Raw genomic sequence first — 15,023 nt, forward strand, 5'->3', positions numbered from 1 at the left:
ACATTCGGCGTCCGGCCGGGCAAGCCGGGCGGCGCGTGCGCGGGTGCGGGCGGCCCGGAGCCCGCCGCCTCACCCCACTTCGCGCCGCCGGCCGCGCTTCTCCTGGGGCTGCTGCGGCGCGCCGGTCCCCAGCCAGCCGGCCAGCTTGCCGCCCTGGGACACCGCCTGCAGCCGCCGCTCGGCCGCGTCCCGCACCGGGTCGGTGGCCACCACCAGCAGCTCGTCGCCGCGCCGCAGCACGGTCGTCGGGGAGGGTACGAAGCTGGTGCCGTCCCGGACGACGAGGGTGACCGCGGCGCCCGCCGGCATCCGCAGCTCGCCGACCTCCACGCCGTGCATGAGGGAGGTGGGGCCTATGGACGTGGACAGCAGATGGCCGCGCAGTCGCTCCAGCGGGGCCGACTCGATGCCCAGGTCGGCGGGCTCCTCGCCCTCGCCGAGCCGCAGCCGCCGGGCCAGCCACGGCAGCGTCGGGCCCTGGATCAGGGTGTAGACCACGACCAGGACGAAGACGATGTTGAAGACCGTCTCGCTGCCGGGGACGTCGCCCACCATCGGGATGGTGGCCAGCACGATCGGCACCGCGCCGCGCAACCCGGCCCAGGACAGCAGGGTCTTCTCCTGCCACGGCACCCGGAAGGGCAGCAGCGAGGAGAAGACGGACAGCGGGCGGGCGACCAGCGTCAGGATCATGCCGATGAGCAGCGCGGGCACGATGTCGTCGAGCAGGTTGTGCGGGGTGACCAGCAGGCCCAGCAGGACGAACATGCCGATCTGGCCGATCCAGCCGACCCCCTCGGCGAAACCGCGGGTGGCCGGGGCGTGCGGCAGCTTGGCGTTGCCGAGGACGACCGCGGCCAGGTAGACGGCGAGGAAGCCGGAACCGTGCGCCAGCGCGCCGGCCGCGTAGGCGGAGACCGCGATGGCCATCACCGCGATCGGGTAGAGGCCGGAGGCGGGCAGTGCCACGTGCCGCATGCCGTACGCGCCGATCCAGCCGATGGCCAGGCCGATGGCGGCGCCGATCGCCAGCTCCAGCGCTATCTCGCCGAGCAGGACGTACCAGTGTTCGATCGGCCCCGCGGTGGAGAAGGCCACGACGAGGATGACCACCGGGGCGTCGTTGAAGCCGGACTCGGCTTCCAGGACACCCGTCAGACGGGACGGCAGGGGCACGCTGCGCAGCACGGAGAAGACGGCCGCGGCGTCCGTGGACGAGACCACCGCGCCGATCAGCAGCGCCTGGCGCCATTCGAGTCCGGCGAGGTAGTGCGCGCCGGCCGCGGTGACCCCCACGCTCACCGCGACGCCGACCGTCGAGAGCATCGCGGCTTGGGGCAGGGCTGGTTTGATCTCCTTCCACTTGGTGCCCAGGCCGCCCTCGGCGAGGATCACCACCAGGGCGGCGTAGCCGAGGAGTTGGGTCAGTTCGGCGTTGTCGAAGATGACGCCGCCGACGCCGTCCTGCCCCATCGCGATGCCTATCCCCAGGTAGATGAGCAGGCTGGGGAGCCCGCTGCGCGAGGAGAGCCGTACCGCGGCGACTGCGACGAGCAGTACGAGTGAGCAGATCAGCAGGAGTTCGTTGAGGTGTTCGACAGTCAGGAGCTGATCCTTCCTCGCGCCTCGGTCGGGATGGGGTGGGTGTCCTTACTGTATCTAGTTACTGACCCTAACAATTTACCATTGCTTGAAAGTTTAATGTGCTCGGCGGTGACTCCGCGTAGGGGTCCTCAAACCGGTGCGCCTATGGTTGCTCCAGCACTCCCACCCTGCCCCTCGAAGGACAGAGATGCCCGCCAACAAGTCCGGTCCAGCTCCCAAAAAGAAGAAGGGGCGGCGCGGCCGCCTCGTCGCGCTCACGGTCGTGCTGCTGCTCGTGGCGGGCATCGGCTTCGGCGCGTACTGGGGGGTCAGTACTGTTCGCGCCTCCTTCCCCGAGACCACGGGGTCGCTCAAACTCCCGGGCCTGACCGACCCGGTGGACGTCGTCCGTGACGCCAACGGCATCCCGCAGATCTACGCCGACACCGACGAGGACCTCTTCCGCGCCCAGGGCTACGTCCAGGCCCAGGATCGCTTCTGGGAGATGGACGTCCGCCGCCACATGACGGCCGGCCGGCTCTCCGAGATGTTCGGCGCGAGCCAGGTCAAGAGCGACGAGTTCCTGCGCACCCTCGGCTGGCACCAGGTGGCGCAGAAGGAATACGACACCAAGCTCTCGGCCACCACGAAGAAATACCTCCAGGCGTACTCCGCCGGTGTCAACGCCTATCTCAAGGACCACCAGGGCTCCGAGCTCTCCCTGGAGTACGCCGCGCTCGGCTTCACCAACGACTACAAGCCCGAGCCCTGGACCCCGGTCGACTCGGTGGCGTGGCTCAAGGCGATGGCCTGGGACCTGCGCGGCAACATGCAGGACGAGATCGACCGGTCCCTGATGACCAGCCGGTTCACCCCGCAGCAGATCGCGCAGCTCTACCCGGAGTACCCGTACCAGCGGAACCGGCCGATCGTCGACGGGGGCAGCGTCGACCCGGCCACCAAGGAGTTCGACCCCAAGGGCACCAGCACCGGCGGCACCGGGACGGGCGGCACCGGCACCGGCACCGGCGCGGGCGGCACCGGCAACGGCGGCACGGGCGCGGGGGCCGGCGCCCGTTCCACCCGCGGCGCCACCACCGGGATCCAGACGCAGCTGTCCTCGCTGTCGAAGACCCTCGAACAGGTCCCGGCGCTGCTCGGCCCCAACGGCAACGGCATCGGCTCCAACTCCTGGGTCGTCTCCGGGGAGCACACCACCACCGGCAAGCCGCTGCTCGCCAACGACCCGCACTTGGCACCGCAGATGCCCTCGCTCTGGTACCAGATGGGCCTGCACTGCCGCACCACCGGCCCCAAGTGCAACTACGACGTGGCCGGCTTCACCTTCTCCGGGATGCCCGGCGTCGTCATCGGCCACAACCAGGACATCTCCTGGGGCATGACCAACCTGGGCGCCGACGTCACCGACCTCTACCTGGAGAAGATCAACGCCGACGGCTACCTCTACGACGGCAAGCAGCAGCCGTTCCTCACCCGCCAGGAGACCATCAAGGTCGCCGGCGGCGAGAGCCGCAAGATCACCGTCCGGTCCACCAACAACGGCCCGATCATCTCCGACCGCGACGACGAGCTGGCCGGGGTCGGCAAGGACGCCCCGGTCGCCGACGGCGCCCCCGACCGCGGCGACGGTTACGCCGTCTCGCTGCGCTGGACCGCGCTGACCCCCGGCAAGTCCATGGACGCCATCTTCGAACTCGACCGCGCCAAGGACTGGACGGGCTTCCGCAAGGCCGCGGCCGGCTTCGAGGTCCCCTCGCAGAACCTCATCTACGCCGACACCAAGGGCAACATCGGCTACCAGGCCCCCGGACAGATCCCGGTCCGCGGCAAGGGCGACGGCACCTACCCGGCGCCCGGCTGGGACCCCGCCTACCAGTGGAAGGGCTACGTCCCGCAGAGCGCCCTGCCGTACGAGTACAACCCCAAGCGCGGCTTCATCGTCACCGCCAACCAGGCCATCATCAACGAGAAGTACCCGTACCTGATCACCAAGGACTGGGGCTACGGCGCCCGCAGCCAGCGGATCAGCGACCTGATCGAGTCCAAGATCAAGGACGGCGGCAAGGTCTCCACCGACGACATGCAGTCCTTCCAGAAGGACAACAGCAGCGAGATCGCCCGTCTGCTGACGCCCTACCTGACGAAGATCGACATTCAGGACAAGTACGTCCGTGACGCCCAGCAGCTGCTCAACGGCTGGGACTTCACCCAGGAGCCCGACTCCGCCGCGGCCGCCTACTTCAACGCGGTCTGGCGCAACACTCTCAAGCTCGCCTTCGGCAACAAGATGCCCAAGGAACTGCGCGTCGAGGGCCAGTGCCTCTACGTCCGCCCGGCCAGCGACACCGGCCCGGCCGACGACCAGGACAAGCTGGTCCGCGAGTGCGGCCAGCGGGCCGGCGACACCGCCCAGCCCGACGGCGGCGACCGCTGGTACGAGGTCGTCCGGAACATCCTCGACGACCCGAACAACGCCTGGTGGAAGACCGAGGACCGGCCCGGCCACCCCGGCCTGAAGAACCGCGACCAGCTCCTCGCCCAGGCCATGAAGGACGCCCGCTACGAGCTGACCTCCAAGCTCGGCAAGAACATCGACAACTGGGCCTGGGGCCGCCTGCACCAGATGGACCTCAAGAACCAGACCCTCGGCAAGGACGGGCCGGGCTTCCTCCAGGACCTGCTCAACCGCGGGCCCTGGAACCTCGGCGGTGGCGAGGCCGCGGTCGACGCCACCGGCTGGAACGCCGCCGGCGGCTACAAGGTGACCTGGGTCCCGTCCATGCGGATGGTGGTCAACCTCGCCGACCTCGACAAGTCCCGCTGGATCAACCTCACCGGCGCCTCCGGGCACGCCTACCACGCCCACTACTACGACCAGACCGACAAGTGGGCCAAGGGCGAGCTGCTGCCCTGGGCGTTCAGCGAGGACGCCGTGAAGAAGGCCGGGCAGGACACCCTGACCCTGTCGCCGTAACGGGCGGCGGAAGCACACCGCGTCGGGCGGGCCGGACTCCTCCGGCCCGCCCGACGGCGTTTCACGTGAAACGTCGACGCCCCGCGGACCGAGCGGTCAGTGCCGGAAGCGGTGCACCCCCGATGGCGTCACCGCGGCGTGCACCCGGCGGTCGTGCGGCTCGGCCGGGACCGCGTCCACCACCTCGTCGTCGTAGACCAGCACCACCAGCGACGTCCGCCCCCCGGCCCGCTCCAGCCGGGTCAGCACCCGGTCGTACGAGCCGCCGCCGCGGCCCAGCCGCAGTCCCGTCCGGTCCACGGCCAGCCCCGGCAGCAGCACCACATCCGCCTGTGTGACGGCCTCCGGCGTCAGCCGCGGCCCGTCCGGCTCGTGCAGCCCCCAGCCCGCCGGGACCAGGCGCTCGGGCCCTTCGTATACCGCCCAGTCCAGGTCGTTGTCCGGCAGCAGCACCGGCAGCAGCACCCGCACCCCGGCCGCCCGCAGCTCGTCGATCAGCGCCCGGGTGTCCGGTTCGCCGCCGATCGACACATACGCGGCGACGGTCGGCGGGCTGTCCGCGGCGCCCTTCGCGGACACCGCCCGCAGCTCGTCCAGCTCCCGCACCCGGCGGGCCAGCGCGGCGCCCCGGGCCGCGACGACATCGGTCGGCAACGCCCTCCTCACCTCCAGGAGATCCCGCCGCAACCTGCGCTTTTCCTCGTGCTCAACGCTCACCGTGGGCCTCGCTCGGGCTCTCATGATCTCTTAACCGGACGCTCATCATCGGTCCGTCCGGTCCGGTTAGGGTGTCGCGCATGACCCCATCGCATGCACGGATCAGCAAGGCTGTCATCCCGGCAGCAGGGCTCGGCACCCGGTTCCTGCCGGCGACCAAGGCCACACCCAAGGAAATGCTGCCGGTCGTCGACAAGCCCGCCATCCAGTACGTGGTGGAGGAGGCAGCCGCGGCCGGACTCTCCGACGTCCTCATGGTGACGGGTCGGAACAAGCGTCCCCTGGAGGACCACTTCGACCGCAACTACGAGCTCGAAGAAGCCCTGCACCGCAAGGGCGACGGGTCCCGGCTCGCCAAGGTCCTGGAATCCAGCGATCTGGCCACCATCCACTACGTCCGCCAGGGCAACCCCAAGGGCCTGGGCCACGCCGTGCTGTGTGCCGCACCGCACGTGGGCGACCAGCCGTTCGCGGTCCTGCTGGGCGACGACCTCATCGACCCCCGCGACCCCCTGCTGCGCCGGATGATAGAGGTCCGCGAGGAGCACGGCGGCTCGGTCATCGCCCTGATGGAGGTTGATCCCGCCAACATCCACCTCTACGGCTGCGCGGCCGCCGCCCCCACCGGCGACGACGACGTGGTCACCGTCTCCGACCTGGTCGAGAAGCCCGAACCGGCCGAGGCGCCCAGCAACCTCGCCATCATCGGCCGCTACATCCTCGACCCGGCCGTCTTCGAGGTGCTGCGCAAGACCGACCCCGGTCGCGGCGGCGAGATCCAGCTCACCGACGCCCTCCAGGTGCTGGCCGCCCACCCCGAGCTGGGCGGGCCGGTGCACGGTGTGGTCTTCAAGGGCCGCCGCTATGACACCGGCGACCGCGGAGACTATCTGCGTGCCATTGTCAGACTGGCATGCGAACGTGAGGACCTGGGGCCCGACTTCCGGGCCTGGCTGCGCAGTTACGTCACCGAGGAGATGTAGGACGTTGAACGGCTCCACCGACCGGACCTCCCACCCTGACCGCGTCTGGTCGGTGGCCGAACACCTCGACGACGTGCTGGCGCGGCTCCGCCCGCCGGCCCCGGTCACCCGGCAACTCCTCGACGCCCAGGGCTGCGTCCTCGCCGAGGACCTCACCGTCCCGTTGCCGCTGCCGCCGTTCGACAACAGCTCCATGGACGGCTACGCGGTGCGTGCCGCCGACGTCGCGGCCGCCACCGAGGCGTCCCCGGCCACCCTCACCGTCATCGGCGACGTCGCCGCCGGCAGTGGTGAACTCCCCACCGTCGGGCCCGGCCAGGCCGCCCGCATCATGACCGGCGCCCCGGTGCCGCCCGGCGCCGACGCGGTGGTCCCCGTCGAGTGGACCGACGGCGGCACCGGCCAGGGCCCGGCCGCCACGATGCGCGCCCACAGCGCCGCCCCGCAGGACGCGGGCGGCGAGGTCCGGGTGCACCGCCCGGCCGCCGCCGGCGCCCACATCCGCCGGGCCGGCGGCGACGCGCAGGCCGGCGACCCGGCCCTGCCCGCCGGCACCGTCCTCGGCCCCACCCAGCTCGGCCTGCTCGCCGCCCTCGGCCTGGACACCGTCATGGTCCACCGTCGCCCCCGGGTCGTGGTGCTCTCCACCGGCAGCGAACTGGTCCCGCCCGGCGAGCCGTTGGGCCCCGGCCAGATCCACGACTCCAACAGCTTCCAGCTCACCGCCGCCGCCCGCGAGGCCGGCGCCCTCGCCTACCGCGTCGGCGCCGTCGCCGACGACGCGAAGACGCTGCGCGCCGCCCTGGAGGACCAGTACGCCCGCGCCGACGTCCTGGTCACCAGCGGCGGCGTCAGCGTCGGCGCGTACGACGTCGTCAAGGAGACCCTGGCCGACCTCTCCAGCGACGAGGGCCGGGTCGAGTTCCGCAAGCTCGCCATGCAGCCCGGCAAGCCCCAGGGCTTCGGCCTGATCGGCCCCGACCGCATCCCGCTGCTCGCCCTGCCCGGCAATCCGGTCAGCTCCTACGTCTCCTTCGAACTGTTCGTCCGCCCCGTCATCCGCACGCTGATGGGCCACCCCGAGGTGCACCGCCGCACCGCCCGCGCCCGCGTCACCGAGCCGCTCGGCTCCTCGCCCCGCGGCCGGCGGCAGTTCCTCCGCGGCTCCTACGACCCGGTGGCCGGCACGGTCACCCCGGTCGGCGGCAGCGGCTCCCACCTCATCAAGGCGATGGCGCACGCCGACGCCCTGATCGTCGTCCCCGAGGACGCCACCGAGGTCCCCGCGGACGCCACCGTGGAGGTCATCCCGCTCGGACAGCACTGACGCCCACCGGGAGCACCGGTGGCGGGACGGCCCGTAGCGGAGGCCCTCCGGGGCCGGGGGTACGGTGTCGTCCCACAGGCGGCAGTATGGAGCGGGAGAACGATGAGCAGCGGCCAGCAACACCTCACCCATCTCGACGCGGCCGGCGCGGCCCGCATGGTCGACGTCTCGGGCAAGGACGTCACCGCCCGGACCGCCCGTGCCCGCGGCCGGGTGCTGGTCGCACCGCGCGTCGTCGAGCTGCTGCGCGGCGAGGGAGTCCCCAAGGGCGACGCCCTTTCCACCGCCCGCATCGCCGGCATCATGGGCGCCAAGCGCACCCCCGAACTGATCCCGCTGTGCCACCCGCTCGCGGTCTCCGGCGTCACGGTCGACCTCGCCGTCACCGACGAGGCCGTCGAGATCACCGCCACCGTCAAGACCACCGACCGCACCGGCGTCGAGATGGAGGCCCTGACCGCCGTGTCGGTCGCCGCGCTCACCGTCGTCGACATGGTCAAGGCGGTCGACAAGGCCGCGGTGATCTCCGACGTCCGGGTCGAGGAGAAGACCGGCGGCAAGTCCGGTGACTGGAGCCGGTCGTGAGCCCCGCCCGCGCCCTGGTGGTCACGGCCTCCAACCGTGCCGCCGCCGGCGTCTACGAGGACAAGGGCGGCCCGCTGCTCGTCGAGGGCCTGACCGCCATGGGCTTCGCGGTCGACGGCCCGCGGGTAGTCCCCGACGGCGACCCGGTGGAGGCCGCCCTGCGCGACGCCGTCGCCGCCGGTTACGACGTGGTGCTGACCACCGGCGGCACCGGCATCTCGCCCACCGACCGCACCCCCGAGGCCACCCGCAGGGTCCTCGACCACGAGGTCCCCGGCATCCCCGAGGCGATCCGCGCCGCCGGCCGCGCCAAGGTCCCCACCGCCGCCCTCTCCCGCGGCCTGGCGGGCGTCGCCGGCCGCACCCTGATCGTCAACCTCCCCGGCTCGACCGGTGGGGTGCGCGACGGCCTGGCCGTCCTCGCCGACCTCCTCCCGCACGCCGTCGACCAGATCCGCGGCGGCGACCACCCCAGTCCCTCCGGGAGCCCCAGCTGAACACGCCCTGGCCGGTGGTCCTGACGGACGGAGAGATCTCCCTCCGCCCCATAAGGCTGCGCGACCAACGCCCCTGGCGGGAGGTCAACCGCCGCAATCGCGACTGGCTGCGCCCCTGGGAGGCGACCGTCCCGCCGGCCCCGCCCGGTGTCCCGGTGCCGCACCGCCCCACCTTCCGGCAGATGGTGCGCCATCTGCGGGCCGAGGCGCACGCCGGCCGGATGCTGCCGTTCGTCGTCGAATACCGCGGCCGGCTCGTCGGCCAACTCACCGTCGCGGGTATCACCTGGGGCTCGATGTGCTCGGGCCATATCGGTTACTGGGTCGACCAGGAAGTCGCCGGCCGCGGCGTCATGCCGACCGCGGTGGCGCTCGCCGTCGACCACTGTTTCCGCACCGTCGGACTGCACCGCATCGAGGTCTGCATTCGGCCGGAAAACATCCCCAGCCGTCGCGTCGTGGAGAAACTCGGCTTCCGCGAGGAAGGCATCCGCCCCCGCTACCTCCACATCGACGGCGCCTGGCGCGACCACGCGGTTTTCGCGCTGACCGCGGAGGAAGTGCCGGAGGGACTTCTCAGCCGCTGGCGGAGCCGGCGACCCGGGGCGACCGGCCGCTCCGACACACCCCACAAATAAAAAGCATGTTCGAATTACACCGCTGTCGTCCCCGCATTCACCACAACCCCATCGCAACAATCACAAAAAAAGTTCGAGATATCAGCCAGATCGTGCGACACACCGGCCCAATTGGCGGATGGCCCCACGCAAACCCCTCTACCGTGTGAGTTGTGAGAAGCAGCGGCCTCATCTACGCAGTCATCGTCGGGGCCTGGGCCGCCTATTTGGTGCCGATGTGGCTCCGTAGGCAGGACGAGCTCAACGAGGCCCGTCCCACCGAGCGCTTCAGCACGGCCATCCGGCTCCTGTCCGGGCGTGCGGCCATGCAGCGCCGCTACGACAAGGAGCGCGGGGCGCGCCCCGCCGACGATGCCGGCGACGAGCAGGAACCGGACGCGCTGGACGACCCGGCCGGCGACCGGTCCTTCGGCGACCCCGCACCGGCCCCGGCGCTCCCCGACGACACCCCCACCCGGGCGCACGACGCCCCGCCGCGCTCCTCGCTCGCCGAGCGCACCAAGCGCGCCAAGGTCCTGGCCCGTCGCCGGCGCACCATCACCATGCTGTTCCTCGCCTTCACCGCCGGCGCCATCGCCGCGGCCGTGGGCGGCCTGCCCTTCTTCTGGGCCCCCGCCCTTCCCGCCGTGCTCCTGACTGCCTACATCGTCTATCTGCGCGCCCAGGAGCGCCGCCGTTTCACCTTCACCATGGACCAGCGCAAGGCGGAGGCGGCAGCGCGACGACTGCGGGAGGGCCGACCCCGCCCTCACCAGGCGGCCGACCAGCCGCCCGCCGCCGACCACCAGCCCGCCGTCCACGCTGACGCCGTCGAGGCCGCCCCCGAGCCGCCCCGTCCGGCGGCGCCCCCGCACACCGCCGGCGCCCGTGCCCTCGTCGAGGAGACCGACCACGCCGAGTGGGTCGACCAGCAGCGCGAGCGGGAGCGCCGCCGCCCGGCCACCGGCAGCTGGGAGCCCGTCCCGGTCCCGCTGCCCACCTACGTCACCGCCCCGGTCGCCCCGCGCGCCACCAGCCACGTCGACCTGGATGCCGACGACGCCTGGAGTTCCGCCCGCTCCAGCTCCGTCCCCGAGCGCCCGCAGCCCAGCCCCTCGCAGGACCGCCCCACCCACCCGGGCCGCCGCGCCCGCGGCCGGACGCCGCTCTTCGACCAGTACGAGGACGAGGACCGCCCGCGCGCGGCGAACGAGTGACGGACCTCCCACTGACCAGCACCGGAAGCGATTTCCGAGCACGGCGAACGGGATGCTAGAGTTTCACTCGTCGCAAGGGCCTGTGGCGCAGCTGGTAGCGCACCTCGTTCGCAACGAGGGGGTCAGGGGTTCGAGTCCCCTCAGGTCCACCGTGCGAAAGAGCCCCTGTCGGAGAGATCCGGCAGGGGCTCTTTGGTGTCGTGCGGCGGCGACGTGCCGCAACTGCCGCGGCGTCGGCGATCTTGCTGTGGTGAAGGGGCCGGAGCGCGGTCCGGGGGTGGGCGTCGGGCGCCGCCGGCGGCGGACCGCACGTGCGGGCGGGTGCGCCGGACGCCGGGCTTGTCCGTCCGGGCGGTGAACTCCCGCCCGGCAAGCCGCGGTTCGGGCGGCGTGGCACGGCGTGTGGTGAGCGCGGAGCCGGAGCCGGCCGGCGTATCCCACCGCCGCTCTGACCAGCGCATACTCGGCGCGCTAAGGTCTCCGGCGAGACCCGGGGGCAAGAAGAGGCAAGAACAGGCCGGAGCGGTTCGTGGAGTTGACCAGAATGCGTCGCACCTTGCTCGTCGTCCTCGGTGCGGTGCTCGCCTTGGGCGGTTGCACGTCCGGTACGGCCGACCGGGCCGATCAGGGCAACAAGGCCGACGAGGCCGGGGGTGCGACCGGTGCTCCGGCTGCTCCCGCGGCGGGACCGGCGGCGATCCTGATGATGGACGACATCACCGCGGTGTTCGAGAACGGTGCCACCGTTCCGCAGTACGCCTACATCACCGATCTGCACGACGGCTGTGGCTACACGGCGGGGTGGGTCGGGTTCTGCAGCCAGAGCGGCGACATGCTCGGGCTGGTCAGGTCGTACGACGCCGCCGCACCCGGCAACGTGCTCGCGAAGTACACGTCCGTCCTCCAGCGACTGGCCGACTCGGGGAGCGAGGACACCGGCGCGCTGGGCGCGGCGTTCGTGCGCGACTGGAAGAAGGCCGCCCTGGACCCGACCTTCCGGAGGCTGCAGATCCGGGTCGGACACGACACGTACCTCGCCCCGGCCGTGAAGCTGGGCGCGCGGGAGGGGGTGAAGAGCGAACTGGGCCTGGAGAACCTCTTCGACACCGCCCTGATGATGGGCCAGGGCGCGGACGACTGCGACGGCATGGTGAAGATCGCCCAGGAGACCGACGAGGCGCTCGGGGGGAACCCGGCCTCCGGGGTGAACGAGGCGCAGTGGCTGACGCGGTTCAACGCGGTCCGCCAGAAGCACATGAAGCACCCCTGCACCCCCGACCGTCAGCACGACTGGCCGCAGGCGGTCGACCGGTCGCAGGCCCTGCAGGAGCTCGCGGACCGCGGCGCGTGGGATCTGAAGGGTCCGCTGACCGTGGGCGCCGACTTCAGGAAAACCATCAACAGGCCGCAGGACTGACCCGCTTCGCGCCGCCCACGGCGCCGGGTCGGGCATCGCCTTTGCTGACTTTTTTCGCAGGCTTAAGGGCCCCTGTACCGCCCGTATAAATTGAGCCATTAGTGTCCGGATCTTGTGCAGACCATTCCGGAGGGCCAGGCGCCCGCCGGGGACGAAGTGATGCCTGACGCGTCCACGTCTCCCGATGTTCCCTCTCAGGGGCCTACCGCGGCCGGATCCCCGGCCGAGTCCACCGGTGACACGCTGCGGCTCAGTGGCAAACCGATCCGGCGCCCCACTCCCAAACCCATTTTCGTCGACGCGTCGGGAGGCCGCCGCAGACGGCTGCGCCTCCTGGTGGCCGCGTTGGTGACTCCGGCGGTGGCCTACGTCGCCCTGCTCGTCAGCACCCTCCTGGGCGGCCCGACCCTGCCGGCGCTGCTGCCGCACCCCATGCGGCCGAAGCCGGGCGCGAGCGCCGTCGCCACGCACAAGACGCCCCGGCCCCGGACCTCCCCGACGGCCGTGGCCATCGTCGAGCGGCATCGGAGCCCGGGTCGGGCGGTGACGGTGTCGAAGGTCGTCGGCGGCGCGTCCGCCAAGGTGAAGTCGCGCTCGACGGCGAAACCGTCGCCGAGCCCGAAACCGTCCCCGGGCCCGAAGCGGTCCCCGAGCCCCAAGCCGTCTCCGAGCCCCAAGCCGTCCCCGCACCCGAAGCGGACCCCGACCGCGCCGCCCCCCATCCTGCCCACCCACGGCACGCCCTGACTGATCTGACGAACCATCAGGAACCGCTCGGTCCCCGGGCCGCGCCCGCAGTGCCCCACCGACTCCTCGCGGCGCCGCGCGGCCCTCCCCCGCCACCTCCCCGGCAGGCCGACCGGTTCCCGAACTCGTCACCCATCCAGAAATCACTGATGTGACCACTTCTCCACGGCGTGGCCGTACCGCCCGCGAAACGCCGGTGCGCACCCACTGGGTGCTGCTGGTGACCATGGTGCTGACCCTCACCCTCACACTGCTCATCGAGGGCTACACGCAGCACATGTTCGGCTTCCAGGACGACGGCGGGAACCCCCCGCAGGGTCCCATCGACCAGGTGCCGACCTCGGTCGAGAACGGCGGCCCGGTGATCTCCGCAGGCGGCTCCAAACCGGTCTCGCTCACGCCACCCGCGCACACCGTGGTGCTCACCTTCGACGACGGCCCGGACCCGACCTGGACCCCCAAGGTCCTGGCGACGTTGGAACGGCACCACGTGCCCGCGACCTTCTTCCTCGTGGGCACCGGCGTGGCCACCCACCCCGATCTGGTCGCGCGGATGGCGAAGGACCACGACGAACTCGGCCTGCACAGCTTCACCCACCCCTATCTGCCCAGCCTGCCCGGCTGGCAGCGCAATCTGGAGATGCGCGAGGACCAGCTCGCGGTGGCCGGCGCCGCGGGGGTCACCAGCAACCTCTTCCGCCCGCCGTACTCGTCCGGCGCCGACGCGGTGGGCAACGCCGACTGGGCCACGATGCGACAGCTCGGCAAGCAGGGCTACCTGACCGTGCTGGTCACCCAGGACAGCGAGGACTGGCAGAAGCCCGGCGTGAAGACGATCGTCCGGAACGCCACCCCGCCCGGGAGCACCGGCCAGGTGGTCCTGTTCCACGACGCGGGCGGTGACCGCGCGCAGACCGTGGCCGCGCTGGACACGCTGATCCCGCGCCTGAAGGCGCGCGGCTACCGCTTCCAGACGGTCAGCCAGGCATTCCACCTCGCCGACGCCAACCTCCCTTCCTCCACCGGCGAGCACCTGCTCGGCGTCGGGCTGCTGTGGCTGCTCAAGGGGGCGGTCTGGGGGCTCGATGGCCTCGACATGCTGCTGCTCGTCGCCGGACTGCTGGGCATCCTGCGCGCGGTGATCTCCATGATCGCCGCGGCCAGGCACCGGCGGGAGGCCAGGAAGGCGTGGGGAGCGCCGGTCACCGAACCGGTGTCGGTGATCGTGCCGGCCTACAACGAGTCGGCCGGTATCGAGGCGACCGTCCGGTCCCTGGTCGCCTCCGACCACCCGGTCGAGATCATCGTCGTGGACGACGGCTCCAGCGACGGCACCGCCGACATCGTCGAGGCGCTCGGCCTGCCGGGCGTACGGGTGATCCGCCAGCAGAACGCGGGCAAGCCCGCCGCGCTCAACACGGGGATCGCGGCCGCTTCGCACGAGATCGTGGTGATGATGGACGGCGACACGGTCTTCGAGCCGGACGCGGTCCGCCATCTGGTCCAGCCGTTCGCCGACCCGGGGATCGGAGCGGTCTCCGGCAACGCCAAGGTCGTCAACCGGCGCGGTCTGCTGGGCCGTTGGCAGCACATCGAGTACGTCGTCGGCTTCAACCTGGACCGGCGGCTCTTCGACCTGGCCCGGTGCATGCCCACGGTGCCGGGCGCGATCGGCGCCTGGCGCCGGGCCGCGCTGGTGCGCGTCGGCGGGGTCTCCGAGGCGACGCTCGCCGAGGACACCGACCTCACCATGGCGATCTGGCGTGACGGCTGGCGCGTGGTCTACGAGGAGAAGGCCATCGCCTGGACCGAGGCCCCCGCGTCCCTCGGCGCCCTGTGGCGGCAGCGCTACCGCTGGTGCTACGGGACCCTGCAGGCGATGTGGAAGCACCGCGGTGCCGCCCGCCAGAGCGGGGCGGCCGGCACGTTCGGCCGTCGCGGGCTGCTCTTCCTGCTGCTCTTCCAGGTGCTGCTGCCGTTGCTGGCACCCTTGGTCGACGTGCTGAGCGTGTACGGGCTGATCTTCCTCGACCCCGTCCACGTACTGCTGCTGTGGTGCTCGTTCCTGCTCGTCCAGGTCGTCACCGGGACCTATGCCTTCCGGCTCGACGGCGAACGGCTCGGACCGCTGTGGAGCCTGCCGTTCCAGCAGTTCGTCTACCGCCAGTTGATGTACCTCGTCGTGGTCCAGTCGGTGGCCACGGCCCTGTCCGGCAGCCGCCTGCGCTGGCAGCGCATGGAGCGCTACGGCTCCCACCAGGAACCGCCGCTGTCACCGACGTCGGAGGCGCGGGGCTGACGGGGGCCCCTTCGTGCGGTGCCGTGGCGTGCCGTCGG

12 protein-coding genes and 1 tRNA gene are annotated in these 15,023 nt (G+C 71.7%); 11 read left to right on the forward strand and 2 right to left on the reverse strand.

Annotation, left to right across the window (positions count from 1 at the left end):
• Window positions 1-69 precede the first annotated feature (69 nt).
• Window positions 70-1,605: a potassium/proton antiporter gene (locus SNOUR_RS23390; RefSeq protein WP_067350427.1), complete on the reverse strand. Its 1,536-nt coding sequence runs from the start codon at window positions 1,603-1,605 to the stop codon at window positions 70-72.
• Window positions 1,606-1,792: 187 nt separating this feature from the next.
• Between SNOUR_RS23390 and SNOUR_RS23395 the strand changes: the two genes are divergently transcribed.
• The gene (locus SNOUR_RS23395; protein ID WP_067350429.1) at window positions 1,793-4,579 is read left to right on the forward strand and encodes a penicillin acylase family protein; all 2,787 of its coding nucleotides are present in this window, start codon (window positions 1,793-1,795) and stop codon (window positions 4,577-4,579) included.
• Window positions 4,580-4,675: 96 nt separating this feature from the next.
• Here the strand turns inward: SNOUR_RS23395 and SNOUR_RS23400 are convergent, their stop codons facing one another.
• The gene (locus tag SNOUR_RS23400; protein WP_376738538.1) at window positions 4,676-5,296 is read right to left on the reverse strand and encodes a 5-formyltetrahydrofolate cyclo-ligase; all 621 of its coding nucleotides are present in this window, start codon (window positions 5,294-5,296) and stop codon (window positions 4,676-4,678) included.
• Window positions 5,297-5,376: 80 nt separating this feature from the next.
• On the opposite strand from SNOUR_RS23400, the gene galU reads away from it, so the two are divergent.
• The 10 genes from galU (at window position 5,377) to SNOUR_RS23450 (ending at window position 14,985) form a co-directional block, all read left to right on the forward strand.
• The gene (gene galU / locus SNOUR_RS23405) at window positions 5,377-6,279 is read left to right on the forward strand and encodes a UTP--glucose-1-phosphate uridylyltransferase GalU (protein WP_067350432.1); all 903 of its coding nucleotides are present in this window, start codon (window positions 5,377-5,379) and stop codon (window positions 6,277-6,279) included.
• Between the two features lie 4 nt (window positions 6,280-6,283).
• Window positions 6,284-7,606: a molybdotransferase-like divisome protein Glp gene (gene glp, locus SNOUR_RS23410; protein WP_067350435.1), complete on the forward strand. Its 1,323-nt coding sequence runs from the start codon at window positions 6,284-6,286 to the stop codon at window positions 7,604-7,606.
• A 102-nt stretch (window positions 7,607-7,708) separates the two neighbouring features.
• On the forward strand, window positions 7,709-8,191 hold the full coding sequence (gene moaC, locus SNOUR_RS23415) for a cyclic pyranopterin monophosphate synthase MoaC (protein WP_039635630.1): 483 nt from the start codon (window positions 7,709-7,711) through the stop codon (window positions 8,189-8,191).
• Window positions 8,188-8,688 carry a MogA/MoaB family molybdenum cofactor biosynthesis protein gene (locus SNOUR_RS23420; RefSeq protein WP_067350438.1) on the forward strand — a complete coding sequence of 167 codons (501 nt, stop codon included), beginning with the start codon at window positions 8,188-8,190 and terminating at the stop codon, window positions 8,686-8,688. Before moaC ends, SNOUR_RS23420 begins: the two co-directional genes overlap by 4 nt.
• 14 nt (window positions 8,689-8,702) lie before the next feature.
• Window positions 8,703-9,326, forward strand: coding sequence for a GNAT family N-acetyltransferase (locus tag SNOUR_RS23425; protein ID WP_067350441.1), 624 nt, complete (start codon window positions 8,703-8,705; stop codon window positions 9,324-9,326).
• A gap of 152 nt (window positions 9,327-9,478) precedes the next feature.
• On the forward strand, window positions 9,479-10,522 hold the full coding sequence (sepX, locus tag SNOUR_RS23430) for a divisome protein SepX/GlpR (protein ID WP_067350444.1): 1,044 nt from the start codon (window positions 9,479-9,481) through the stop codon (window positions 10,520-10,522).
• Window positions 10,523-10,598: 76 nt separating this feature from the next.
• Window positions 10,599-10,671 (forward strand) — tRNA-Ala (locus SNOUR_RS23435).
• A gap of 395 nt (window positions 10,672-11,066) precedes the next feature.
• A complete protein-coding gene (locus tag SNOUR_RS23440; RefSeq protein ID WP_067350447.1) occupies window positions 11,067-11,939 on the forward strand; it encodes a chitosanase in 873 nt (290 codons plus the stop codon).
• Between the two features lie 159 nt (window positions 11,940-12,098).
• Window positions 12,099-12,686: a hypothetical protein gene (locus SNOUR_RS47490; RefSeq protein ID WP_174717893.1), complete on the forward strand. Its 588-nt coding sequence runs from the start codon at window positions 12,099-12,101 to the stop codon at window positions 12,684-12,686.
• A gap of 151 nt (window positions 12,687-12,837) precedes the next feature.
• Complete coding sequence (locus SNOUR_RS23450; RefSeq protein ID WP_312633389.1) at window positions 12,838-14,985, forward strand: bifunctional polysaccharide deacetylase/glycosyltransferase family 2 protein; 2,148 nt, start codon at window positions 12,838-12,840, stop codon at window positions 14,983-14,985.
• The last annotated feature ends 38 nt before the right edge of the window (window positions 14,986-15,023 follow it).

Origin of the sequence: Streptomyces noursei ATCC 11455 (assembly GCF_001704275.1) — a bacterium.
In the GTDB taxonomy this organism is placed as follows: Bacteria; Actinomycetota; Actinomycetes; order Streptomycetales; family Streptomycetaceae; genus Streptomyces; species Streptomyces noursei.

Bases quoted from the DNA above. Each gene is read 5' to 3' on its own strand.
- SNOUR_RS23395 (WP_067350429.1), top strand. From the start codon at position 1,793: ATGCCCGCCAACAAGTCCGGTCCAGCTCCCAAAAAGAAGAAGGGGCGG.
- galU (WP_067350432.1), top strand. From the start codon at position 5,377: ATGACCCCATCGCATGCACGGATCAGCAAGGCTGTCATCCCGGCAGCA.
- moaC (WP_039635630.1), top strand. From the start codon at position 7,709: ATGAGCAGCGGCCAGCAACACCTCACCCATCTCGACGCGGCCGGCGCG.
- SNOUR_RS23440 (WP_067350447.1), top strand. From the start codon at position 11,067: ATGCGTCGCACCTTGCTCGTCGTCCTCGGTGCGGTGCTCGCCTTGGGC.
- SNOUR_RS47490 (WP_174717893.1), top strand. From the start codon at position 12,099: ATGCCTGACGCGTCCACGTCTCCCGATGTTCCCTCTCAGGGGCCTACC.